General features: G+C 63.6%; 22 protein-coding genes. 12 read left to right on the top strand and 10 right to left on the bottom strand.

The window, feature by feature from the left end; genetic code table 11:
• Window positions 1–112 precede the first annotated feature (112 nt).
• On the bottom strand, window positions 113–451 hold the full coding sequence (locus JOD78_RS01945; RefSeq protein WP_034336800.1) for a KGG domain-containing protein: 339 nt from the start codon (window positions 449–451) through the stop codon (window positions 113–115).
• A 383-nt stretch (window positions 452–834) separates the two neighbouring features.
• Here JOD78_RS01945 and imuA point away from each other — a divergent pair, with 383 nt between their 5' ends.
• The 3 genes from imuA to JOD78_RS01930 are packed head-to-tail and all read left to right on the top strand — an operon-like array spanning window position 835 to window position 6,241.
• On the top strand, window positions 835–1,584 hold the full coding sequence (imuA, locus tag JOD78_RS01940; protein WP_121040128.1) for a translesion DNA synthesis-associated protein ImuA: 750 nt from the start codon (window positions 835–837) through the stop codon (window positions 1,582–1,584).
• Window positions 1,511–2,995 carry a DNA polymerase Y family protein gene (locus tag JOD78_RS01935; protein WP_121040126.1) on the top strand — a complete coding sequence of 495 codons (1,485 nt, stop codon included), beginning with the start codon at window positions 1,511–1,513 and terminating at the stop codon, window positions 2,993–2,995. Before imuA ends, JOD78_RS01935 begins: the two co-directional genes overlap by 74 nt.
• Before the next feature lie 9 nt (window positions 2,996–3,004).
• Window positions 3,005–6,241 (top strand): error-prone DNA polymerase, encoded by a 3,237-nt coding sequence (locus tag JOD78_RS01930; protein ID WP_209569009.1) that lies wholly within the window; start codon window positions 3,005–3,007, stop codon window positions 6,239–6,241.
• A 53-nt stretch (window positions 6,242–6,294) separates the two neighbouring features.
• Here JOD78_RS01930 and JOD78_RS01925 read toward each other — a convergent pair whose 3' ends face one another.
• The 4 genes from JOD78_RS01925 to JOD78_RS01910 form a co-directional block, all read right to left on the bottom strand.
• Window positions 6,295–6,603 carry a hypothetical protein gene (locus JOD78_RS01925; RefSeq protein WP_209569011.1) on the bottom strand — a complete coding sequence of 103 codons (309 nt, stop codon included), beginning with the start codon at window positions 6,601–6,603 and terminating at the stop codon, window positions 6,295–6,297.
• A gap of 325 nt (window positions 6,604–6,928) precedes the next feature.
• Window positions 6,929–8,110, bottom strand: a complete 1,182-nt coding sequence (locus JOD78_RS01920; protein WP_121040120.1) for a GGDEF domain-containing protein — start codon at window positions 8,108–8,110, stop codon at window positions 6,929–6,931.
• 243 nt (window positions 8,111–8,353) lie between these two features.
• Window positions 8,354–9,295 carry a LysR substrate-binding domain-containing protein gene (locus JOD78_RS01915; RefSeq protein ID WP_121040118.1) on the bottom strand — a complete coding sequence of 314 codons (942 nt, stop codon included), beginning with the start codon at window positions 9,293–9,295 and terminating at the stop codon, window positions 8,354–8,356.
• Between the two features lie 64 nt (window positions 9,296–9,359).
• Window positions 9,360–10,136, bottom strand: a complete 777-nt coding sequence (locus JOD78_RS01910; protein WP_204725461.1) for a FadR/GntR family transcriptional regulator — start codon at window positions 10,134–10,136, stop codon at window positions 9,360–9,362.
• A 310-nt stretch (window positions 10,137–10,446) separates the two neighbouring features.
• On the opposite strand from JOD78_RS01910, the gene JOD78_RS01905 reads away from it, so the two are divergent.
• From JOD78_RS01905 to JOD78_RS01885, 5 genes are all read left to right on the top strand, one after another.
• Window positions 10,447–11,880 carry an aldehyde dehydrogenase family protein gene (locus JOD78_RS01905; protein WP_209569013.1) on the top strand — a complete coding sequence of 478 codons (1,434 nt, stop codon included), beginning with the start codon at window positions 10,447–10,449 and terminating at the stop codon, window positions 11,878–11,880.
• 46 nt (window positions 11,881–11,926) lie between these two features.
• Window positions 11,927–12,685 carry an SDR family oxidoreductase gene (locus JOD78_RS01900; protein ID WP_209569015.1) on the top strand — a complete coding sequence of 253 codons (759 nt, stop codon included), beginning with the start codon at window positions 11,927–11,929 and terminating at the stop codon, window positions 12,683–12,685.
• 148 nt (window positions 12,686–12,833) lie between these two features.
• Window positions 12,834–14,141, top strand: coding sequence for an MFS transporter (locus JOD78_RS01895; RefSeq protein ID WP_121040111.1), 1,308 nt, complete (start codon window positions 12,834–12,836; stop codon window positions 14,139–14,141).
• Between the two features lie 156 nt (window positions 14,142–14,297).
• Window positions 14,298–14,435 (top strand): hypothetical protein, encoded by a 138-nt coding sequence (locus JOD78_RS01890; RefSeq protein WP_209569202.1) that lies wholly within the window; start codon window positions 14,298–14,300, stop codon window positions 14,433–14,435.
• A 29-nt stretch (window positions 14,436–14,464) separates the two neighbouring features.
• Complete coding sequence (locus JOD78_RS01885; protein ID WP_227022690.1) at window positions 14,465–15,250, top strand: glycosyltransferase family A protein; 786 nt, start codon at window positions 14,465–14,467, stop codon at window positions 15,248–15,250.
• Window positions 15,251–15,279: 29 nt separating this feature from the next.
• Here JOD78_RS01885 and JOD78_RS01880 read toward each other — a convergent pair whose 3' ends face one another.
• The 5 genes from JOD78_RS01880 to JOD78_RS01860 all read right to left on the bottom strand — a co-directional run bounded on the left by JOD78_RS01880 (window position 15,280) and on the right by JOD78_RS01860 (window position 19,299).
• On the bottom strand, window positions 15,280–15,573 hold the full coding sequence (locus JOD78_RS01880; RefSeq protein ID WP_034335679.1) for a hypothetical protein: 294 nt from the start codon (window positions 15,571–15,573) through the stop codon (window positions 15,280–15,282).
• 99 nt (window positions 15,574–15,672) lie between these two features.
• On the bottom strand, window positions 15,673–16,389 hold the full coding sequence (locus JOD78_RS01875; RefSeq protein WP_209569017.1) for an ABC transporter ATP-binding protein: 717 nt from the start codon (window positions 16,387–16,389) through the stop codon (window positions 15,673–15,675).
• Entirely contained in the window at window positions 16,382–17,140 is a 759-nt protein-coding gene (locus JOD78_RS01870) for an ABC transporter ATP-binding protein (protein ID WP_134136254.1), read from the bottom strand. Before JOD78_RS01870 ends, JOD78_RS01875 begins: the two co-directional genes overlap by 8 nt.
• On the bottom strand, window positions 17,137–18,360 hold the full coding sequence (locus JOD78_RS01865) for a branched-chain amino acid ABC transporter permease (RefSeq protein WP_134136252.1): 1,224 nt from the start codon (window positions 18,358–18,360) through the stop codon (window positions 17,137–17,139). The genes JOD78_RS01870 and JOD78_RS01865 overlap by 4 nt, the downstream gene beginning before the upstream one ends.
• A 3-nt stretch (window positions 18,361–18,363) precedes the next feature.
• Window positions 18,364–19,299 (bottom strand): branched-chain amino acid ABC transporter permease, encoded by a 936-nt coding sequence (locus JOD78_RS01860; RefSeq protein ID WP_121040103.1) that lies wholly within the window; start codon window positions 19,297–19,299, stop codon window positions 18,364–18,366.
• A gap of 164 nt (window positions 19,300–19,463) precedes the next feature.
• On the opposite strand from JOD78_RS01860, the gene JOD78_RS01855 reads away from it, so the two are divergent.
• The 4 genes from JOD78_RS01855 to JOD78_RS01840 all read left to right on the top strand — a co-directional run bounded on the left by JOD78_RS01855 (window position 19,464) and on the right by JOD78_RS01840 (window position 22,370).
• Window positions 19,464–20,939 (top strand): protein adenylyltransferase SelO, encoded by a 1,476-nt coding sequence (locus tag JOD78_RS01855; RefSeq protein WP_209569019.1) that lies wholly within the window; start codon window positions 19,464–19,466, stop codon window positions 20,937–20,939.
• Window positions 20,940–21,027: 88 nt separating this feature from the next.
• A complete protein-coding gene (gene msrB / locus JOD78_RS01850) occupies window positions 21,028–21,423 on the top strand; it encodes a peptide-methionine (R)-S-oxide reductase MsrB (RefSeq protein WP_034335690.1) in 396 nt (131 codons plus the stop codon).
• Window positions 21,424–21,468: 45 nt separating this feature from the next.
• Window positions 21,469–22,089 (top strand): septation protein A, encoded by a 621-nt coding sequence (locus tag JOD78_RS01845; protein ID WP_039788195.1) that lies wholly within the window; start codon window positions 21,469–21,471, stop codon window positions 22,087–22,089.
• Window positions 22,086–22,370: a BolA family protein gene (locus tag JOD78_RS01840; RefSeq protein WP_121040099.1), complete on the top strand. Its 285-nt coding sequence runs from the start codon at window positions 22,086–22,088 to the stop codon at window positions 22,368–22,370. The genes JOD78_RS01845 and JOD78_RS01840 overlap by 4 nt, the downstream gene beginning before the upstream one ends.
• The last annotated feature ends 76 nt before the right edge of the window (window positions 22,371–22,446 follow it).

Genomic DNA, 22,446 nt, shown 5'->3' with positions numbered 1-22,446 from the left:
GGTTCCTGAAGCCAGTGGAGCGCAGGGTCCTTCGTTGGAACGGCTGCCTGATGCGATCAGGGTCCTGGTACGGCGGCTGAGTCTGCCTGAGGTGGCCGCTGGGGCCGCTTTCTCAGCCTTGCTGCTGGGGATTGCTGTCCGACTGCTGCGGCTGCTGGGCGCCATTGCCCTCTTGCGGCGTGCTCTGGTTCATTTGCGGCTGGGCCGATGCACTGGCGCCATTGCCACCATTGCCGTTCTGAGCAGCGGCGGCCGCGGCGGCATTCTTGCGGCCATGGCTGTTCAGACCACCCTTGCGTCCGGCTTCCCGGGCTTCGGCGGAGGTGAACTCATGGGCGGCACCCTTGGCGTGGGCGGCCTTGCCTCCCATGCTGGCGATCTGGCGCTGTTTCTCCCTATCCATGGCGGCGAAGCCGCGATTGCTGTTCCCCGGATTTTGTGAATTTGCCATGTGTGACTCCTTGTCTTGGATGATCGAATGGAGCAGACATTTGTCATTCGCCGCCCTCTTGCTCTGCGCGAGCATGCAAATGACAACCCAACTTTTGTCCACATCTGCAGTGTAGAAAGCCTCACCGATCCTCACTATCGGAAGAGCTCTTCTGCCAAGGTCAGCAATGGCTGTCAGACAGGTAGGAAAAACTGAAGATGAGCTTGCATTTTCGGTATCAATTGCTGATGGATCAGCGATCTTCGGCATTGCACCCAGGAAATTTCACGTGATTGAAAGCCCAAAGGCAGTTTTTTTCACACCTCAAAACAATTACTGTATATTTATACAGTCTTTGCTTTTACCCGCACTTTCCTGCTGTTTCGCATCCTCGTTTTCTTGCCATGTTGACATCCAGCTCTCCGGTCCCTCGTCCGGAAATCATCCACCCCTCGCTCTGGCTGGCCTCCCAGCTGGCGCGCGGTGGTGCGCGCGGTGTCGCCAGCGGATTCGAGGCGCTGGATGCCGAGCTGCCCGAACGCGGCTGGCCGCCCGGGGTGCTCATCGAGCTGCTGCTGCCGCAGGAGGGCGTGGGCGAGCTGCGCCTGTTGCGCCCGGTACTGGCGCGTGCGCCCGCCACTGCCCGGCGCCCGCCGCAGGCTGGCCGGATCGCCCTGCTGCAGGCCCCACACCAGGTCAATGCCCCCGGCTGGGCGCATATGGGGGTGGAAGCATCACGGCTGCTGCAGTTGCAGGCCGATCATGCGGCCGACGCCTGCTGGGCTGCCGAGCAGGTCTTGCGGGCCGACAGTTGCCAGGCCCTGCTGATGTGGCAGCCGCGCTTGCGCAAGGGCGATCATGACTTGCTGCGACGCCTGCATGTGGCGGCGCAGGCCGGTCAGACGCTGTTCTTCATGCTGAGGCCGCTGTCCTGCGCGCGCGAGCCTTCCCCCGCGCCCCTGCGGCTGACGCTCAAGCCGGCGCGCGACGGGCTGGAGATCGGTTTTCTCAAGCGCCGCGGACCGCTGCGCGAACAAAGCCTGTTTCTCCCTTTGCTGCCTTCACCGAATTTGCAACGCCATGTCACCCCTGTGGATCGCCGTACACCTGCCACTGCTGCCGCTGGAAGTCTTCCGTCCGAACTGGCTGGATGAGGAAGCGGCCGTGGTCTTCGAGCGCGATCGCGTATCCGCCCTGACGGCACCGGCGCGCGCGCTGGGCGTGCACGAAGGCATGCGGCGTGGCGGCGTGCAGTTGCTGGCACCGCAAGCGCATCTGAATGAGCGGGATATCCTGCGGGAGCAAACCACCTTGCAGCAAGCCGCCCTGGCCCTGCTGCAATACACGCCCCAGGTCACGCTGGCCGAAGAGGCCTGCATCCTGCTGGAAGTGGGCGCCAGCCTGCGCCTGTTCGGCGGCATCCGGGCCTTGTGCCGCAAGATCCGCGTGACTATCGCCCGCATGGGACTGTCGGCTACCCTGTCCTGCGCCGTTACGGCGACCGGATCTTGGCTGCTGGCGCGCTACGGCTACGTGCGTACCCTCAATCATCGTTCCCTGCAGCGCCGACTGGACCGCCTGCCAGTGGTTCTGCTCACCGCCGCCCGTGCCCATCTGGAATGGCTGCACGGGCTGGGCTGCCGCCAGTTGGGTCAGGTGCAACGCCTGCCCCGCGCCGGTCTGCAGCGCCGCTGCGGCAAGGACTTGCTGGCCATGCTGGACCGCGCCTATGGTGCCGCACCCGAAGTGCATGACTGGATCGTGGCACCGCCAACCTTCCAGGCCCGGGTGGAGCTGCCGGACCGCATCGAGCACACCGACATCCTGGCCGCCTATGCTCAAGGCTTGCTGGCCCAGCTGGCCGGCTGGCTGACGGCACGCCAGTTGGCCATCAAGAAGCTGTGCCTGTGGCTGGAACATGAACGGGGACGGCAGGCAGTGGCACCGACCGGGCTGCAGATAGCGCTGTCGGTCCCGGCCTGGCAGGAAGACCACCTGCACACCCTGGTCAAGGAAAAGCTGGCCCGTTCCTCCCTGCCCGCCCCGGCCATCGCCCTGGGGCTGGCCGCCGATGAACTGGAAAGCCAGCAGGCGGCCAGCGAGATGCTCTTTCCCGAACCCGGCGGCAGTGCCGAGGATCACCAGCGCCTGCTGGAACTGCTGGTGGCGCGTCTGGGCGCGGACAAGGTGCAGCAGGCCGCCCCGCGCGCCGATCACCGGCCCGAGATCGCCAACCGCTGGTGCAGCGTGATGCAGAGCCCCGCCAGCCTGCCGGCTGCCCTGAACACCGATGCGGCACGATTGCCGCCGCGTCCGCTGTGGCTGCTGGCCGAACCCTTGCCCTTGCGGATGCAGCAGCACAAGCCCTTCTATCGCAGTGCGCTGGAATTCACTTCGCCGCCCGAACGCATCGAAGCCGGCTGGTGGGAAGGCCGGCCATTGACGCGCGACTACTTCACGGCGCGCGATGCCAGCCATGCCTATTACTGGATCTTCCGCCAGTGGCGCGGCGGCGAGTGGTCCGACGAGGAGCCGCAGTGGTTCCTGCACGGCCTGTTCGGCTAGGAGCACGGCATGCAAGCTTCCCTGCCCTTGGGCGTCCCCCAGACCGGCCTGCCCGACTATGCCGAACTATATTGCCGCACCAACTTCAGTTTCCTGCAAGGGGCCTCGCATGCGCAGGAACTGGTGGATCGTGCCATCGAACTGGGCTATCGGGCCCTGGCCATCACCGACGAATGCACCATGGCCGGGGTGGTGCGCGCCCATGCCGCCTGGGTGGAACAGGTCCATCGCGGCAAGGCCAAGGATTTCAAGCTGCTCATCGGCAGTTGCTTCCGATTTACAGCCTTGAAGGACGATCCGGCCCATCCCCTGGCCAGGATGACCCTGGTGGCCCTGGCCAGGAATCGTGAGGGCTATGGCAACCTCTGCGAACTCATCACCCTGGCGCGCACCCGCGCCGAAAAAGGCAGCTACCTGCTGTCGCCGGAAGACCTGAGCCAGCCGCCGCCCGCCCTGTCGCACCTGCGCACCCTGCCCGATTGCCAGTTGATCCTGGTGCCGGACTACCCGGCCGATGAAGAAACGCTGGATGCGCAATTGCGCTGGTTCGCCCCGCTGGCCCCCGGCCGCTCATGGGTCGGCATGACGCGCCTGTACCGTCCGCTGGACGACCTGCATCGCGCTGCCATCGATGCCGCAGCACGGCGGCATGGCTTGCCGCTGGCGGCGGTGGGCGATGTGCAGATGCACCAGCGTTCGCGCAAATACCTGCAAGATGTGGTCACGGCCATCCGCGTCGGCAAGCCGGTGCAGGAATGCGGCCTGGCCCTGGCCCCCAATGCCGAACAGCACCTGCGGCCACGCATGCGGCTGTCGCTGGTGCACAGCCCGGCCACCTTGGCCCAGACCCTGGCGGTGGCGGCCGGTTGCCAGTTCAGCCTGGCTGAATTGCGATATGAATATCCTGACGAACTGGTGCCGCTGGGCATGAGCCCGGCCGACTACCTGCGGCAGGAAACCCTGGCCGGGGCCTTTAAACGCTATCCGCAAGGGATGCCGGGCGAGGTGCGCGCACAGATCGAGATGGAATTGTCCCTGATCGCCCAAAAGGAATATGAAGCTTATTTCCTGACGGTCTACGACCTGGTCAAGTTCGCCCGTTCACGCGGCATCCTGTGCCAGGGGCGCGGCTCGGCGGCCAACTCGGCGGTGTGCTACTGCCTGGGGGTGACCGAGGTCGATCCCACCTCCACCCGGCTGCTGTTTGCCCGCTTCATCAGCGAAAAACGGGAAGAACCGCCCGACATCGACGTGGACTTCGAGCACCAGCGCCGCGAAGAAGTGATCCAGCACATCTACCGCAAGTACGGCCGCCGCCGCGCTGCGCTGGCGGCCGCCGTGCACAGCTACCGGCCGCGTGGCGCTCTGCGCGAGGTCGGCAAGGCACTGGGCGTGGATGCGGCCATCGTCGATACGGTGGCCAAGTCGCAGCACTGGTTCGACAGCCGGGAAGAATTGCTGGCCCGCTTTGCCGAAGCCGGTCTGGACCCGGAACTGCCGCAGATCGGCCTATGGGCCAGCATCACCGGCAAGCTGTTGCGCTTTCCGCGCCATCTGTCGCAGCACACCGGGGGCTTCGTGATCGCACGCGGGCAGTTGTCGCGGCTGGTGCCGATCCAGAATGCGGCCATGGAAGAGCGTTCCGTCATCGAATGGGATAAGGATGACTTGGAGTCGTTGAAGCTGCTCAAGGTCGACGTGCTCGCGCTAGGCATGCTGACCGCCCTGCGCCGCTCGCTGGAACTGGTGAGCCTGCGGCGCGGCCTGCCCCAAGTCATGCAGATGTACGACATTCCGCGTGAAGATCCGGCCACGTTCGACATGATCTGCAAGGCCGATACCATCGGCGTGTTCCAGATCGAGAGCCGCGCCCAGATGAGCATGCTGCCGCGCATGCAGCCACGCACCCAGTACGACCTGGTGGTGCAGGTCGCCATCGTGCGGCCGGGGCCGATCCAGGGCGGCATGGTCCATCCCTACCTGCGGCGGCGGGAATTGGTGCGCAGCGGCGGCAGCTTCGACTATCCGGACAACACCAGCAAGAGCGGCAAGATCAGGAAAGTGCTGGAGCGCACCCTGGGCATCCCGATCTTCCAAGAGCAAGTGATGGATGTGGCCATCGAGGCTGCCGGATATTCCCCCAGTGAAGCCGATGACCTGCGCCGCTCCATGGCCGCCTGGAAGCGCAAGGGCGGCATGGGACCGCACCATGAACGGCTGGTGCTGGGCATGACCGACAATGGCTATTCACGTGAATTCGCCGAGAGCATCTTCAACCAGATCGAGGGTTTCGGCGAATACGGTTTCCCCGAAAGCCATGCCGCCAGCTTTGCCCTGCTGACCTATTTCAGCAGCTGGCTCAAGTGCCACGAGCCGGAAGCCTTCCTGTGCGGCCTGCTCAACAGCCAGCCCATGGGCTTTTACTCGCCCTCTCAATTGATCCAGGATGCACGCCGGCATGGGGTCAAGGTCCTGCCGGTGAACGTCTTGCGCAGCCGCTGGGAATCCATTCTGGAGCTGGACCCGACCGGCCAGGCGCGTCCGGCCGTGCGGCTGGGCATGAGCCTGCTGCGCGGCATGCCCGAACAGGCGGCGCAGCGTATCGAGCAGGCCGGGGCCGAACGTCCCTTTGTCGATGTCGATGACCTGGCCCGGCGCGCCGGACTGGATCGGCACGCCCTGCAGGCACTGGCAGCAGGTGATGCCTTGCGCGAGCTGGCCGGACACCGGCGCGCTGCGCTCTGGCATGCGGTAGGCGCAGTGCCCGACCGTGACCTGCTGCGCACGGCAGCGCGCGGGGATGACGCGGTCCAGCTGGAGGCACCCGGCGAAGGCGACCAGATCGTCGACGACTACCGCGCCATGAATTTGACGCTGCGCCGCCATCCGCTGGCGCTCTTGCGCCCGACCTTGCAGCGGCGGCGCTTCATGAGCGTGGCCGACCTGAACACACTGCAGAACCGCCAGTTCGCCTGCTGCTGCGGCATCGTCACGGTGCGCCAGCGGCCGGGTACGGCCAAGGGAGTGATCTTCATGACGCTGGAGGATGAGACCGGTTCGGCCAACGTGATCGTCTGGCCTTCGGTGCTGGAAAGGCAGCGCAGCGAGGTCTTGAATGCGCGCTTGCTGGGGGTGTATGGCAGCTGGCAGTGCCATGGAGAAGTGCGCCACCTGGTGGCGGGACGGCTGGAAGACTGGACCCATCTGCTGGGCGAGCTGCAGCCGCGCAGCCGGGATTTCTTCTGAATGCGTGCTGAAGCGAACTTGGGAGGCGTCATGACACCTCCCAAGGCAGAGAACTATTGCTGCGAATAAGCGTTATTGGCTGAGTCGATCTGTTTCTCCGCGACGTTGGCGAGCATCCGGCTTGCAGTAATCGCCAACCGCATTAACGCGCCTTTGTCAGGCTCGCAAAGCAGCGGCCTCTCATCTTCTTTCTCACTTTCGCTGAACTCGATCAGAGAAAGCAGGATCGCCACGCCGTTGCTGACGTCGTGTGCGTACTCAAAAAACTTCTTGTTGTGGGAGGGAGGGACTTCAGGGTTGTGCCACGAAAACGCTTGGAATAAGGGCACCGGGGACACTTCGGAATGACGAGTATCAGGCATGTTGCCTCCTTGGGTCGCATTGAAAAACCAGCCACTTCATCGCCAAATGAAGGTGGCAGGCACAAGACAGGGTTGGCGAACCGGCACCCAAAGCCACCGGCATACCCGAAGGTATCCCTGCCCAGGCCCGCCATGGTACGGACGTGCGAAGGCAACGGACGTAAAAAAGCCGCCGTGAGGCGGATGTCCGCTTTGGGTGAATTCGAGTCGCCAAACCCGATCCCATTTACATGGGAGGTTGAAGACTAGCAACTCGTATAGCGGCAAGTCAAGCAAGTCGTGCTGACTCGCTGTGTTCTTTACTCAGCATTTTTTACCGATGAAATCAAGCCGCCAGCGCCATCCGGAAAGCATTGCGCCCTTCGCTCTTGGCACGGTACAGGGCCAGGTCGGCTTCGTGCACCAGCGCATCCCAGCTGCTGGATTGGCCCGGTGACAGCACGGCCAATCCGACGCTGATGGTGACTGGTTGTCCATGACCGAAATCGTGGTTGCGTACGGTTTCCAGCAGATGCTGGGCAATCTGACGTGCCTGGGCTTCCGACCAGTCCGGGAAGACCGCGCAGAATTCCTCGCCACCGTAGCGGCCGACCATGCCGCCCTGGCAACAGTGCTCGCGCAGCAAGGCGCCGATGTCAGCCAACACCCGATCTCCGACCAGGTGGCCGTGGGTGTCGTTGATGTCTTTGAAGTGATCCACATCGATGAAGGCCAGCGTCAGGACCCGCCTGCCCTGCACGGCCCGGGCCAGCGCCTCTTCGCCACAGCGCACCAGCTCGCGGCGGTTGAGGGTGCCGGTCAGTTCATCTTCGGTCGCCAGCCGCTGCTTGTCGGCCAGCAGCCGTTCGAAGTAGATCATCATCAGCGACACCGACAGCAGCAAGGTGCCACTGATGGGAATCAGATAGATCAGGCCCACACCCAGACTGCTCATCTCAGGGGGCATGAACAGTTCCGGATGCGACAACGACAGCAGCAGCCGGCTCACATGGGTGGCGCTGAGGATCAACAAGGCCACGATGCCGATCCAGCGGCCAAAGGTCCAGCGTGGATAGCGCGCGGCCAGCGGCCCGGACAAGCCCTTGAAGAATTCAAGCAGCACCAGGCAGAACACCACCTGCATGCCGCCCACGGCGAGGTAGGCACGATGGGTGAAATCGGCGCCGCCGATCAGCAGCGCGGTAAAGCTGACGGCATAGGCGATCAGCAGCATCCAAGGCCAGTCGCCCGACTGGCGCTGGTAAAAGCTGCGCAGTCCGCACCAGGCAACGATGCCGGAAGAAAACACCAGCGTATTGCCCAGCAACAAGCCGAGCGGCCGCAGGCTGCCAGCCAGCCCGGCATACACTGCAACGGTGACGCAGATCCCCAGTGCCGAGAACACGCCCGAGAGCGCCCACAGCCGCGTGAAGCGCTCTGACGGCGTGCTGATGAACAGGCCGGTCATGATCACGCCACTGCAAAACTGTACGATGGCCAGCGCAATGCTGGCGGTGAAAGGATTCATGCGGATTCGCTTGCCCTTGCGGGCAGGTATAGAAGGCATCGCGGCAAGCGATGCGGAGGATGCGCCCCTCAGCGCATCGGCGGCATCCTCAGTTGGCTTGGGGCTCGAGGACGGCCAGGGTCGTCGCCAGTGTAACCGAAGGCGCCAGCTCAGCAGTGATTTTCAGCAATTCATCAAAAAATCTGAACTTTTAAGCTCAAAAAGACGGCGCTTGTTCAATTTTATTCACTTTATTAGCGTGGTTCATGTACGTTCCAATAGCCGGGTATGTCCCCACTGGCCGGAACGGCACAGCGCGTCGGTCACATCCAGCACCAGCCGTTCCACCGCAGCCGCCGCGGTGGTCAGCGGGATATTGCGCGAGGCGCACAGCACCAGGGTGCGCGAGATCTGTTCGCCGGCAATGGCATGGGCGACCATCTCGCCGCGCTCGATGTCGGCCAGCAGCGGTGCCACCGGCAGAATCGTGGCGCCGATATCGGCCAGGATGGCGGATTTGAGGATGGCCACCGAGTTGATCTCGATGACGTTGTCCAGGCTCATGCCCTGGCCGCGCACCAGGCTCTCGATGCGCGGGCGCACCCCATGGGCCAGGCCCGGCAGGATCAGCGGGGCTTCGATGGCCTTGGCCAGCGGCACGCCCTTGCGGCCTTTCACCCCATATCTCGACTTGGCGCGGGTGATGTACATCATCTCTTCCTCGATCATGGGCGTGGCTGCGAAGGACGACAGCTGGCCGTCGTCAAACAGCACCGCCAGATTGATGCGGCCGGATTTCAACTGGGTGATGAGGTTACCGGTCAATTCCTCGGTCAGTTGCAGGGTGATCTCGGGGTAGATCGAGCGCACTGCATTGAGCAGCGGCAAGGCCAGCGCATTGGAGACGCTCTGCGGAATGCCCAGCGCCACCGTGCCGGAGGGTTTGTCGGTGGACTGCGCCACGGCCTGCTTGGCATCCTGCACCTGTTTCAAGATCGCCAGCGCGTGCTCATAGAAGACCTTGCCGGCATCGGTAGCGATGACCCCTTGGGCCGAGCGATGCAGCAATTGCGCCGCCATCTCGTCCTCCAGCTGGCGGATCTGCTGGGTCAGCGCCGGCTGGGCGATGTGCAGCACACGCGCCGCGCGTGAGAGCGAGCCGTGATCGACGATGGCCACGAAGTAGCGCAGTTGGCGTAATTCCATGCGAAGAGCTTCCTGCTTGACGATAAGTAGTTAACTAAATTGACAGCCTGAATGACAAGCAGCCTTACAAGCCGGGCCGGCTGTTGAACATGCGCGTGCGGGCATTCTCGATATGCCCACGCATGGCGCGCCGTGCGCCTTCGGCATCCTGCAGGCGGATCAGCTCGAAGATCTGGCGATGTTCGTCCATGGCATCCTGCGAGCGCTTCCAGGGCGGGATCTGCATCAGGTGGCGCAGCATGTTGACGGCGTGGCTGACATCGTATTCCAGCGTCTTCATCACCTGCACGAAGCGCTGGTTGCCGGTGGCCTGAGCGATGGCTTCATGGAAACCGAAATCATAGTGATGGGCGATGCCGCCCACGCGGTTGGCTTCCTCGAATCCGAGCAGCAAGGCATCCATCTTTTCCAGATCCTGCTTGTTGCGTCGCAGGGCGGCCATGTAGGCGCATTCCGGCTCCAGCACCAGCCGCAGTTCCAGCCCGTTCATGATGTGGCCGATGCGGGTCTCGGGATCGCCATCGGGACGGGCCGGGGCCAATCCTGCCTTTTCCTTCACATAGGTCCCGGAGCCACGCTGGGACTCCACCAGCTGATCTTCACGCAGCCGATCCAGCGCCTGCCGCACCACCGGCCGCGAAACCTCGAACAGCGTGGCCAGGTCGTTTTCGGAAGGCAGTTTGCTGCCGACGGCAATGCGGCCTTCAACGATGGCATGGAACAAGGTTTCATATACCCGTTCAGCGAAGCGTTCCGGCCGCACCGGACCCAGGCCAGCCGCGGCCAGGCTCAGGATGTCACCGGAAGCGCCGGGGCGTGGGGACTTGCTCGATGAGGGCATCGACACTCCAGTTAGGCAGGAAAGGACAGGAACGGCATGGGCCGCATGGTAGCGGATTTGTCAGTCTCACCGCCAGCCATCCGATGCAAGTAGTCATCAAAGTAGTAAATATATTTGACATCTTGGATGCACAGGCTTAGATTCAGGCACAACAAAAAACAGCAGCACACGACAAGACACCAGGAGACAAGCCCCTACCCGGCCAAGCTCGGACTGACCATCCGAAGCAGGCCCGCGCCTGCAAGGCGTGCCATCCTGCCGCGTCCCTGTGCTGCCCCCCCCGTCATCCGCCTCCAAGGACCGCACCGCCATGAAACAGCACTTCATCGACAATCGCTGGGTCGCCCCCGCCTCCGGCGAAAGCATCCCGGTCATCGATCCCTCCGATGGCCTGGCCTTCGAGGCCATCGCCCGTGGCAATGCCGCCGACATCGACCAGGCCGTGCAGGCAGCACGCCGCGCGTATGAAGGTGCGTGGGGCAAGCTTTCCGCCGCCGAGCGCAGCCGCCTGCTGATGAAGCTGGCATTCAAACTGCAGGATCATCAGGAAGAACTGGCCCAGCTGGAGGGACGCGACTGCGGCAAACCCATGAAACAGGCACGTGCCGATGCTGCGGCCATCGTGCGCTACTTCGAGTTCTACGCCGGTGCCGCTGACAAGCTGCACGGCGACACCATTCCCTACCAGGCCGGCTATACGGTACTGACCCTGCGCGAGCCGCACGGCGTGACCGGCCACATCGTGCCGTGGAACTATCCGATGCAGATCTTCGGACGCTGCGTGGGCGGCGCCCTGGCTGCCGGCAATACCTGCGTGGTCAAGCCGGCCGAGGATGCCTGCCTGTCCATCCTCCGGGTGGCCGAACTGGCCGCCGAGGCGGGCTTCCCCGAGGGTGCGCTCAACATCGTCACCGGCTATGGCCACGAGGCCGGCGACCTGCTGGTCAAGCACCCTGACGTGGACCACGTGTCCTTCACCGGCTCGCCCAATGTGGGCAAGCTGGTGGTGCGCGCGGCCGCCGAGCATCACACCCCGGTCACTCTGGAGCTGGGCGGCAAGTCGCCGCAGGTGGTCTTCGAGGATGCCGACATGGACGCCCTGTTGCCGGTGGTGGTCAATGCCATCGTGCAGAACGCCGGCCAGACCTGCTCGGCCGGCAGCCGCCTGCTGGTGCAACGTGGCGCTTACGAGCAGGTGCTGGAACGGCTTGGCGGGCTGTTCTCGCAACTCAAGGTGGGTTCCTCGCAGATGGACCTGGATTGCGGCCCGCTGATCCGCAAGACCCAGCAGGAACGTGTGGCCGGCTTCCTCTCGGATGCGCGGCGCGACGGCATCGCCCTGGTGGCGCAGGGCGAGATCGCGCCCGGCGCCCCGGCGGGCGGTTTCTACCAGGCCCCGGCGCTGCTGCGTGACGTGCCGCCGCAGCATCGGCTGGCGCAGGAAGAAGTATTCGGTCCGGTGCTGGCGGCCATGTCCTTCGAGGATGAAGCAGAAGCCATCGCCCTGGCCAATGGTACCGACTACGGCCTGGTAGCCAGCGTCTGGACCCGCGACGGCGGCCGCCAGCTGCGGCTGGCGCGCGCCATTCGCAGCGGCCAGGTCTTCATCAACAACTATGGCGCCGGCGGCGGCGTGGAACTACCCTTCGGCGGCGTCAAGGCCAGCGGCCACGGACGCGAGAAGGGCTTCGAAGCCCTTTATGGCTTCACGGTCCTCAAGACCATCGCCATCCGCCACGGCTGACATCCTCCCCCTCATTCAACACACACAATTTTCAAGGAGACACATCATGCGTTTGCAAGACAAGGTAGCCATCGTCACCGGTGGCGGTTCGGGTTTCGGAGAAGGCATCGCCAAGGCCTATGCCCGTGAAGGCGCCTCCGTGGTGGTGGCCGATATCGGCGAAACGGGCGGCCTGCGGGTGGTTGAAGAGATCAAGGCGGCCGGCGGCCGTGCGGTCTTCGCCAAGGCAGACGTCTCCAAGCGCGCTGACATGGACCAGCTGCTGGCCAGCGCCCTGGAGCACTTCGGCAAGCTCGACATCGTCGTCAACAATGCCGGCACCACGCATCGCAACCGCCCCATGCTGGAAGTGGAAGAAGACGAGTTCGACCGCGTCTATGCGGTCAACGTGAAGAGCATCTTCCTCTCGGCCAAGACCTTCGTGCCCTATTTCCGCCAGGTTGGTGGCGGTGCTTTCGTCAACATCGCCTCCACCGCCGGCATCCGCCCGCGTCCCGGCCTGACCTGGTACAACGGCAGCAAGGGCGCCGTCATCACCACCAGCAAGTCGATGGCGGCCGAATTGGGTCCGGACAAGATCCGCGTGAACTGCGTCAATCCGGTCATCTCGGCCACCGGCCTGCTGTCGGAATTCATGGGCGTGGCCGACACCCCGGAAAACCGCAAGAAGTTCGTCGCCACCATCCCCATGGGCCGTTTCTCCACCCCGGAAGACATCGCCAATGCCTGCCTCTACCTGGGTTCGGATGAAGCAGAGTTCGTCACCGGCGTCTGCATCGAGGTCGATGGCGGGCGTTGCGTGTAAGGCGGCGATGTAAAAATCTTCATGCAAGCGGTGAGGATAATGATTTGACAATGTCCTCACCGCCACTACAATGCGTGGCACCGTCAAGCGGTCACAAAGAACCGGCGACGCACAACAACGATACGTCAAACATCATCTGGAGCGAGACATGACCTACCAAGCAGGCGCAGCCGCCGACGGCGCGCGCGCATCCTTTGAAGACGCGACCTACAGCAAGGTCACCTGGCGGCTGCTGCCGCTGCTGTTCCTGTGCTATGTCGCTTCCTACCTGGACCGGGTCAACGTCGGCTTTGCCAAGCTGCAGATGCTGCAGGACCTGAAATTCAGCGATACCGTCTACGGCCTGGGCGCGGGCATCTTCTTCCTGGGTTACTTCGTCTTTGAAGTGCCCAGCAACATGATCCTGCACAAGGTCGGCGCGCGCCTCTGGATCGCCCGCATCATGATCACCTGGGGCATCATCTCGGGCGCGATGGCCTATGTCACCACGCCGGAAATGTTCTACATCATGCGCTTCCTGCTGGGGGTGGCCGAGGCCGGCTTCTTCCCGGGCGTGATCCTGTATCTGACCTACTGGTATCCGGCTGCGCGGCGCGGCAAGATCACTGCGCTCTTCATGACCGGCATTGCCCTCTCGGGCGTGATCGGCGGCCCGCTGTCGGGCTGGATCATGCATGCCATGCCGGGCGTATGGGGTCATACCGGATGGCAGTGGATGTTCATCCTGGAAGCCATTCCTTCGCTGATCCTGGGCGTTCTGGTGATCCTGTATATGAAGGATCGCATCCGTGACGCCGAGTGGCTCACCGAAGACGAAAAGCGCCTGCTGGAAACCAATATCAGCCACGAAGAAAGCCAGAAGGAGCACCTGTCCCTGGGTGCCATGTTCGCCAACGGCCGCGTCTGGCTGGGTGCGCTGATCTACTTCTGCTTCGTCATGGGCCTGTATGGCGTGAGCTTCTGGCTGCCGACCATCATCAAGGCCACCGGCGTCTCCGATCCGCTGAACGTGGGCTTGCTCACCGCCATCCCCTACGCCTTCGCCGCTGCGGCCATGGTGTTGATCGGCCGCAGCGCCGACGCCCGCCGCGAGCGCCGCTGGCACGTGGCCATTCCCGCCTTCGTCGGTTGCATCGGCTTGTTGCTGTCCACCCTGTATGGTCACAACACGGCGCTGGCGATGGCCTCGCTGACGCTGGCCAGCGTCGGCATCCTGACCACCCTGCCGCTGTTCTGGAGCCTGCCGACGGCCTTCCTGTCGGGCACCGCAGCTGCGGCCGGCATCGCGCTGATCAATTCGCTGGGCAACCTGGCCGGTTTCGTCAGCCCCTTCCTGGTCGGCTGGCTCAAGGACACCACGCAGAGCACCAATGCCGGCATGTATGTGCTGGCGGCCTCGCTGGTGATCGGCGGTCTGCTCACGCTGAGCTTGCCAGCCAAGCTGGTCAACAAGTAAGACGGCCTGGCAATCCTCTTCGCATTCAGGTCGGCCCTCCACCTGCCTCCCGGCAGGAGGACTTCTTCATGCAGCTCCCCGCATCAAGTTTACAGTGCCTGTTTTGGGCGCTATAGTTAGCCCCCAATAAAAGTCGATTCCGGGGGGGATCCCATCTTGCTGCATCGTCTGCCCGCCGGGCCGATGTTCATCGACACCCTGCACCTCTTCTACCTTCGCCGGGAGAGCATTGCCTGCCAGCCGGACGAATGGCCTGACGATCTCCTTTCAGGATTACCGGCCCAGGCCGGCTGACATCCACCGCCCACTACTGACTCATGACCATGCATATTGCGCCCGTGTTTTCCATCGTCGTCTCCACGCACCGCCGCCCGGCCATCCTTGAACGCGCTCTGCAATCCTTGCTGGCCCAGAGTTTCAGGGATTTCGAGATTGTCCTGGTCGCTGATGAAGGCACTGCCGCGACCAAGGAAGTCGCCAGCCGCCTGCTGCGCGAAACTGATGTCTTCCTCTGCCTGCCCGGTGCCAAGGGCCCGGCCGAATCACGCAATGCGGGCGTGCAGCTGGCGCGTGGCCGTTTCATCCTGTTCCTGGATGATGACGACAGCTATCGGCCCGATTTCCTGCAGGCCATCGTCCAATGCAACCGCTTCCGCAGCGATGCCGTCAACTACGTGTCCTATAGCCAGGTGAGGGAAATGCGTACAGCCGAGAGCACCCAGGTGATCTCCAGCACCGACATCGATATGAGCGGCACCGACATCCGCGGCCTGCTGGTCAGCAATTTCATCCCCAACAACACCATCATCCTCTCCTCGTCCATCGCCAAGCGCCATCTGGTGGATGCCGCGCTGCAAAGCCATGAGGACTGGGATTACCTGATTTCGCTGGTGGTCAAATACGACTTCAATTTCCTCGGCATTTCCGGGCCGGTCGTGCACATCAATGAAGGCCAGAGCCGCAACAACGACGCCAAGTCCCAAGGTTCGATCGCCTTGGACTATTTGTCGATCTACCGCAAATGGCCGGCCAGCGACGACGACCTGCGCCTGCGTCGCAAGGAGATGCTGCGCACCCTGGGATTGGATTTGCCACCGGCCATGCTGTAATCAGAAGAGAAAAATCCACACGCCGTGGATCAACGTCTGCGTTCCGATTGGCTTGCGGATTGCGGCTCCAGCAATGCCCGCATGGCCAGCCGCACCAGCTCGGCATGCCCCGCCTGCGGGAAACGCTGCCGCTGGCGGGCAATCAGCTGGTCAACCCGCATCCGGTCCCCGTGGCAGAGTTCGGTCATGCGAGCGGTCATTTCCAGATAGCCCTGCGGATCGTGCAAGGGCACATCCTCGCGACGGACGTAACGCAACCAGGCGCGGTCAGCCGCATACAGGGCCAGGACGGCCAGGCAAATCAGCAGGGGCCAGAGCAGCATGAACATCTCCCGATCGGCTAAAGCGGGGATTGTGCGCGTCCCCTGATGGCCCGGCCATCGTGGCGGCACGAGAATTGCCGCCTTTCATCGACGCTGGCCTCAGAGAGCCAGCCACTCCTGCTGCAAGGCCTGGTCCGCCGCCAGTTGCGCCGGCGTGCCATGAAAGACCATTTCGCCGCGTCCCATCACGTAAACCCGCTGTGACAGATCCAGCGCCAGAGCCTGTTTCTGCTCGATCAGCAGCACCGCCACCTGTCGCTGGCGCAGCAGTTCGAGGTAATGGGCGACCTGCCCGACCATCTGTGGCGACAGGCCCTCGGTCGGTTCGTCAATCAGCAACAGCCGGGGATTGCCCATCAGTGCGCGGCCCAGCGCCAGCATCTGCTGCTCCCCGCCCGACAGCGCCCCGGCCGCCACCTTGTAGCGCCGTTCCAGGGACGGGAACAAGGTCAATACTTCCTCTTCGCGCCAGCCATCGCGCGGTACCGGCCCGCTCTTGCGGCCGAGCAGCAGATTTTGCTGCACGGTGAGCGCCGGAAAGACATCGCGGCTTTCAGGCACGTAGCCGATGCCGCGCTGCGCGATGGCGTAGGTGGCCAGACCGGCCAGCGAACGGTCCTCGAAATCGATCTCCCCCGTACTGCGCACCTGGCCCATCACGGCCTTGAGCAGGGTCGAGCGGCCCGCGCCGTTGCGGCCCAGGATGCTGACGATCTCCCCGCGCGCCACCTCCAGCGAGATGCCATGCAGTACGTGGCTCTGGCCGTACCAGGCCTGCAGGCCGGTGAGCCTGAGCAACGCAGAGGATTTATCCATGGGGCCTCCGATCCAGATACAGCGCCTGGACATCCGGATTGGCGCGGATGCGCTCGGCGCTGTCGCAAGCGATCACGCGGCCGTTGTCCATGACTGCGATGCGGTCCGCCAGGCCGAAGACCACCTGCATGTCGTGTTCCACCATCAGCAGGGTCTTGCCGACGGTGACTTCGCGGATCAGCGCGACCATGGCGGCACTCTCGGCACGGCTCATGCCGGCGGTCGGTTCGTCCAGCAGGATCACGGAGGCATCGGCCGCGATGGTCACTGCCAGCTCCAGGGCACGCTGCTCGGCATAGCTCAGCTCGCCCGCGGCCACCTCGGCACGCTGGGCCAGACCGACCTTGTCCAGCACGGACAGCGCCCGCTCGCTGGCATCGCGCAACTGGCCGATGCGACGCCAGAAGGCATAGCGGTAGCCCAGGGTCCACAAGAGCGCGCAACGCACATTCTCAAAAGCGCTCAGGCGCGGGAACAGACTGGTGATCTGGAAGCTGCGTGCCAGTCCCAGCCGGTGAATCTGCTGGGGCGGCTGGCGCGTGATGTCGCGTCCGTGCAGCAGCACGCGGCCGGCATCGGCGCGATGGCGTCCCGAGACGACGTGGAACAGGCTGGATTTGCCGGCTCCATTCGGCCCGATCAGGGCACAGCGCTCGCCGGGCTGCAATTGCAGATCGACACCACGCAGGATCTCGCTGCGGTCGAAGGCCTTGTGCACATCCTGCAGTACCAGTGGCAAAGCGGCCGTCATCGCGCCCTCCCCGAACGTTGCCAGCCCACCAGCGCACCCGCGCCGACCACCACGCAGAGCGCTGCAATGCCCCACGGGGCAGCGGCATGAACGTCGATGCGCCAGCCCCACAGCATCAGCGATGCAGCGCCTTCGCCGGTATCGGCGAGGCTGCCCAGGCTGGCCTGATACGCCATCTCGGTCGCCAGGATGACACCCGTCGAGGTACAGAATGCAGCCGCCAGCCACCATGCCAGACGTCCCGCAAGACGGGCATTCATCTGGCCGCCTTGCAGCAGGTGCCAGCTGCGGTCGATCAGGCTGGCCAGCCCGCCCGGCGTAGTCATCACGATCAGGATGAAGAACGCACCCAGATAGAACTGCCAGGCCTGCGTATAAGCCGACAGCCAGGAAGAAAACAGCACCCCGACCACGCCCCCGATGACGGGCCCGTAAAAATAGGCGGTGCCACCGATGAAGGTAAACAGCAGGATGGTGCCGGAGCGCAGCGCTCCGACGTATTCCGCACTGACGATTTCGAAATTGATGGCCGACAGCCCGCCAGAGACGCCGGCAAAGAAAGCCGACAGGATCAAGGCCAGATAGCGCACCCGCTGCGGATCGTAGCCGAGGAAGGCGGCGCGTTCAGGATTGTCGCGCACGGCATTGAGGATGCGGCCCAGCGGGGTATGGCGCAGGGCATGGATGGCGACGGCACAGACCAGCAGCCAGCCGGCGATCAGGTAATACACCTGAATCTGCGGGCCGTAGCTGATCCCGAGCACGGGCTCGCCGATGACGCGGTTGCCCGAAATGCCGCCCTCCCCGCCGAAAACCTCGGGAAACATCAACACGCAGGCCGAGACCAGTTCCACCAGTCCCAGCGTGATCATGGCGAACGTCGTGCCGGCGCGGCGCGTGGTGAGATAGCCCAGCACCACCGCACAAAGCGCACCGGTCAGGCCGCCGGCCAGCGGGACCAGCGTCACCGGAAAGGCCAGCACGCCATCGGCCATGCGGTTCATCAGGTGGATGGCCCCAAAGGCGCCCAGGCCGGAATACACCGCATGCCCGAAAGAAAGCATGCCACCCTCGCCCAGCAGCATGTTGTATGAGAGGCAGAGCAGCACCATCGTGCCCATCTGCGACAGCAGCGACAACGCTGCGCTCTGCGGAAACACCAGCGGTGCGGCCAGCAGCATCAGGGCAAAGAGCAGCCAGGGAAGCACGATCCGTCGCATGGCTCAACTCTCCCGCCGGCCCATGAGGCCCTTGGGACGCACGATGAGCATCACTACCAGCAGCAGATAGGGCAAGACCGGTGCCACCTGCGCCAATGTCAGCCGCGCCAGCGGTGCCAGCGCGCTGCCGGCCGGCACCTGCAAGCCCAGGCTGGCCAGCGAGACATCCAGCGCCACCGCAAAGGTCTGCATCATGCCGATCAGCAGGGAGGTGATGAAGGCTCCGGCCAGCGAGCCCAGGCCGCCCACCACCACCACCACGAAGATGATGCTGCCCACGGCCGCCGCCATCCCCGGCTCGGTGACGAAGGCATTGCCACCGATCACGCCTGCCAGCGCCGCCAGTGCGCAGCCGCCGCCAAATACCAGCATGAACACGCGCGGCACGTTGTGGCCCAGCGCTTCGGCCATCTGCGGATGGGTCAGCGCGGCCTGGATCACCAGTCCGATGCGGGTATGGCGCAGCAACAGCCACAAGGCCAGCAGCATCAAGGCCGCCACCAGCAGCATGAAGCCGCGATAGACCGGGAAGGCGGTCGAATACAGGGTAAACAGCGTGCCGTCCAGTTCGGGCGGGATGCGATAAGGCACCGGCGAGCGGCCCCACACCAGTTGCACCAGTTCCACCACCAGATAGGACAGACCGAAAGTGAACAACAATTCCGGCACATGCCCATAGCGATGCACGATGCGCAGGCCGTAATGCTCGACCAGCGCCCCGGCCACACCCACGATCAGGGGCGCCAGCAGCAGCGCCCACCAGAATCCGAGGACGCCAGCCAGTGCATAGGCAACATAGGCACCCAGCATGTAGAAGCTGGCATGGGCGAAATTGGGCACGCCCATCATGCTGTAGATGAGCGTCAGGCCCGAGGACAGCAGGAACAGCAAAAAGCCGTAGCCCAGGCCGTTCAGGAAGGTGATCAGCGCGAATTCCAAATTGCCAGCCTTGCGGGGAGATGCCGTATCGAGGAGGTTGAAGAGCTTGCCGCGTCCGGCCAGGCGCGGCAGGACGCAAAAGTGCAGCGATCCTATGGGATTCGCGCTTCTCTGTCAAAATAGCGGATTGCGGCCCGGTCCGGGCTGCGCGCCACAGGCTGACCATGACGCAATCCTATCCGCTGCCCCCTTTCGGGAACCGTTTCGCCGAACTGCCACCGGCCTTCTATACCCGGCTGCAGCCGACGCCCCTGCCCGCGCCCTATCTGGTCGGATTCAGCGAGGCAGCCGCGGCCACGGCCGGGCTGCCCCGGCCGGCCGATGAGCACTTCAGCTTCCTCGACATCTTCGCCGGCAACCTGATCCCGCCCGGTTCGACGCCGCTGTCGGCGGTCTATTCCGGACACCAGTTCGGCGTCTGGGCCGGCCAGCTCGGCGATGGCCGCGCCATCACCCTGGGCGACCTGCCGGCCGCCGACGGCCAGGGACGCATCGAGCTGCAGCTCAAAGGCGCGGGCATGACCCCCTATTCGCGCATGGGTGATGGCCGTGCCGTGCTGCGCTCTTCGATCCGTGAATTCCTCTGTTCGGAAGCCATGGCCGCGCTCGGCATCCCGACCACGCGTGCCCTGACCGTGATCGGCTCGGACCAGCGCGTCATGCGCGAAGCCCCGGAAACCGCCGCCGTCGTCACCCGCATGGCCCCCAGCTTCATCCGCTTCGGTTCTTTCGAGCACTGGTATTACAACCAGCGCTTCGATGAACTGAAGATTCTGGCCGATACCGTACTCGAGCAGTTCTATCCGGAACTGCTGTCTGAAGAGAACCCGTATCAGGCCCTGCTGAAAGAAGTCACCCGCCGCACGGCGGCGCTGATGGCGCAATGGCAGGCCGTGGGCTTCATGCATGGCGTGATGAATACCGACAACATGTCCATCCTGGGCCTGACGCTGGATTACGGCCCCTTCGGCTTCATGGAAGCCTTCGACGCCCGCCACATCTGCAACCACACCGACCGCCAGGGCCGCTACAGCTACCAGATGCAGCCACGCATCGGCCAATGGAACTGCTTCGCGCTGGGCCAGGCCATGCTGCCGCTGATCGGCTCGGTGGAGCGGACCGAAGCGGCGCTGGCCGACTATGAAGCCATCTTCCAGGCGCGCCATGCCGAATTGCTGCACGCCAAGCTGGGGCTGCGCACGCAACAGCCCGAGGATGAGCAACTGATCGAAGCGCTGTTTGCCATCCTGCAAGCCAATGGCGTGGATTTCACCCTGTTCTTCCGCCGCCTGGGCGACTTGCGTATCGGCAATACGGCTGACGACGAGCCGGTACGCGATCTCATCCTCGACCGCCCCGCCTTCGATGCCTGGGCCACGCAATACCGCGCCCGGCTGCGCGCCGAAGACAGCGACGACGCTGCCCGCCGGCTTGCAATGCACGCGGTCAACCCCAAGTACGTTCTACGCAATTACCTCGCCCAGGACGCCATCGACCGTGCGCTGGAGAAGGACTTCAGGGAAGTGGCCCGCCTGCAGCAGATCCTGCAACATCCCTTTGACGAACAGCCCGAATTCGAGCGCTATGCCGAACTGCCGCCGGAATGGGCCCGTCACCTGGAAGTGAGCTGTTCATCCTGAAGCATGGCCTGACTTTTGGCACATCTGAAACTTTCTTCCTGAGCAGGCCGCAGTTGCCCGCCGCCCGTCATCCCCCAAGGAGCCAAGCATGAACAAACGTGTAGAAAAGACCGAAGCGCAATGGCGCGAACAACTGGACCCGATGGAATACCAGGTCACCCGCGAAGCCGCCACCGAGCGCGCCTTCACCGGCCGTTACTGGGATCATCATGAAGCCGGCACCTATACCTGCGTCTGCTGTGACACGCCGCTCTTCACCTCGGATGCCAAGTTCGATTCCGGCTGCGGCTGGCCCAGCTACTTCGAACCCATCGATCCGGCCAACGTGCGCGAGAAAGTGGACCGCAGTTATGGCATGATTCGCACCGAGATCATCTGCAACGTCTGCGACGCCCACTTGGGCCACGTCTTCCCCGACGGCCCGCCGCCGACCGGACTGCGCTATTGCATCAATTCGGCTTCGCTGCGTTTCGACCCGGCGTAAGCCGCTCCTCCACCGTTTCATTGACTCACTGAAGAAGCCAACCCGATGAAGTTTCTGTTCGACCTGTTCCCCGTCATCCTGTTTTTCGGCGTCTTCAAATGGGCCGAGGGCCATCCCTCGGCCGCGCAGGACCTGGTGATGCAATACCTGGGCGGGGCCATGTCAGCCGGTGCCGTCACGGCCAGCCAGGCCCCGATCCTGCTCTCGACCGCGGTCGCCATCGTCGCCTCGCTGGGCCAGATCGCCTGGCTGCTGCTGCGCCGGCGCAAGGTGGACGGCATGCTGTGGGTGTCGCTGGCCATCATCGTGGTCTTTGGCGGTGCCACCATCTATTTCCGTGACGATACCTTCATCAAGTGGAAACCGACCATCCTGTACTGGGCCTTCGGCCTGGCCTTGCTGGTGTCGCAGCTGTTCATGAAGAAAAATCTCATCCGCGTCATGATGGAAAAGCAGGTCACCCTGCCCGAAGCGATCTGGCCGCGCCTGAACCTGGCCTGGATCGTGTTCTTCGCGGTCATGGGCGTACTGAACCTGTACATCGCCTTCAATTACTCGCTCGATACCTGGGTCAACTTCAAGATGTTCGGCAGCATGGGCCTGATGTTTGCTTTCATCATCGGCCAGAGCCTGTTCCTCTCCAAGTACATGAAGGATGCCGAATGAGCGCCGCTGACACACGCGTGCAGCGCATCACCGAGCGTCTGACTGCAACTTTCTCGCCGCAGGTCTGTCTGGTCGAGGATGAGTCGGCCCTGCATGCTGGACATGCCGGTGCCGCCTCTGGCGGAGGACATTACAGGATCCGCCTGGTTTCCGACTTGTTCGAGGGCAAAAATCGGTTGAACCGCCATCGGCTGGTGTATGATTGCCTGTCCGACCTGATGCAGCAGGAGATCCATGCGCTGGCCATAGTGGCGCTCTCCCCATCAGAGGCAACGAACTGAGACCAAGAACAAAGACCGACGCCTGCTTTTATCCAAGCCCCTCCTGTTTTTCTTCTCCGTTTTGATTCATTCCTTT

The sequence above is a fragment of the Herbaspirillum sp. 1130 genome (assembly GCF_017833835.1).
Lineage (GTDB): Bacteria > Pseudomonadota > Gammaproteobacteria > Burkholderiales > Burkholderiaceae_D > Herbaspirillum > Herbaspirillum huttiense.
This window is presented reverse-complemented; position numbering and strand designations above follow the sequence as displayed.

Bases quoted from the DNA above. Each gene is read 5' to 3' on its own strand.
- JOD78_RS01925 (WP_209569011.1), bottom strand. From the start codon at position 6,603: ATGCCTGATACTCGTCATTCCGAAGTGTCCCCGGTGCCCTTATTCCAA.
- JOD78_RS01880 (WP_034335679.1), bottom strand. From the start codon at position 15,573: ATGCTGCTCTGGCCCCTGCTGATTTGCCTGGCCGTCCTGGCCCTGTAT.
- JOD78_RS01910 (WP_204725461.1), bottom strand. From the start codon at position 10,136: ATGCCCTCATCGAGCAAGTCCCCACGCCCCGGCGCTTCCGGTGACATC.
- JOD78_RS01900 (WP_209569015.1), top strand. From the start codon at position 11,927: ATGCGTTTGCAAGACAAGGTAGCCATCGTCACCGGTGGCGGTTCGGGT.
- JOD78_RS01855 (WP_209569019.1), top strand. From the start codon at position 19,464: ATGACGCAATCCTATCCGCTGCCCCCTTTCGGGAACCGTTTCGCCGAA.
- JOD78_RS01875 (WP_209569017.1), bottom strand. From the start codon at position 16,389: ATGGATAAATCCTCTGCGTTGCTCAGGCTCACCGGCCTGCAGGCCTGG.
- JOD78_RS01840 (WP_121040099.1), top strand. From the start codon at position 22,086: ATGAGCGCCGCTGACACACGCGTGCAGCGCATCACCGAGCGTCTGACT.
- JOD78_RS01920 (WP_121040120.1), bottom strand. From the start codon at position 8,110: ATGAATCCTTTCACCGCCAGCATTGCGCTGGCCATCGTACAGTTTTGC.
- JOD78_RS01945 (WP_034336800.1), bottom strand. From the start codon at position 451: ATGGCAAATTCACAAAATCCGGGGAACAGCAATCGCGGCTTCGCCGCC.
- JOD78_RS01895 (WP_121040111.1), top strand. From the start codon at position 12,834: ATGACCTACCAAGCAGGCGCAGCCGCCGACGGCGCGCGCGCATCCTTT.
- JOD78_RS01870 (WP_134136254.1), bottom strand. From the start codon at position 17,140: ATGACGGCCGCTTTGCCACTGGTACTGCAGGATGTGCACAAGGCCTTC.
- imuA (WP_121040128.1), top strand. From the start codon at position 835: ATGTTGACATCCAGCTCTCCGGTCCCTCGTCCGGAAATCATCCACCCC.
- JOD78_RS01845 (WP_039788195.1), top strand. From the start codon at position 21,469: ATGAAGTTTCTGTTCGACCTGTTCCCCGTCATCCTGTTTTTCGGCGTC.
- msrB (WP_034335690.1), top strand. From the start codon at position 21,028: ATGAACAAACGTGTAGAAAAGACCGAAGCGCAATGGCGCGAACAACTG.
- JOD78_RS01930 (WP_209569009.1), top strand. From the start codon at position 3,005: ATGCAAGCTTCCCTGCCCTTGGGCGTCCCCCAGACCGGCCTGCCCGAC.
- JOD78_RS01905 (WP_209569013.1), top strand. From the start codon at position 10,447: ATGAAACAGCACTTCATCGACAATCGCTGGGTCGCCCCCGCCTCCGGC.
- JOD78_RS01935 (WP_121040126.1), top strand. From the start codon at position 1,511: ATGTCACCCCTGTGGATCGCCGTACACCTGCCACTGCTGCCGCTGGAA.
- JOD78_RS01885 (WP_227022690.1), top strand. From the start codon at position 14,465: ATGCATATTGCGCCCGTGTTTTCCATCGTCGTCTCCACGCACCGCCGC.
- JOD78_RS01915 (WP_121040118.1), bottom strand. From the start codon at position 9,295: ATGGAATTACGCCAACTGCGCTACTTCGTGGCCATCGTCGATCACGGC.
- JOD78_RS01865 (WP_134136252.1), bottom strand. From the start codon at position 18,360: ATGCGACGGATCGTGCTTCCCTGGCTGCTCTTTGCCCTGATGCTGCTG.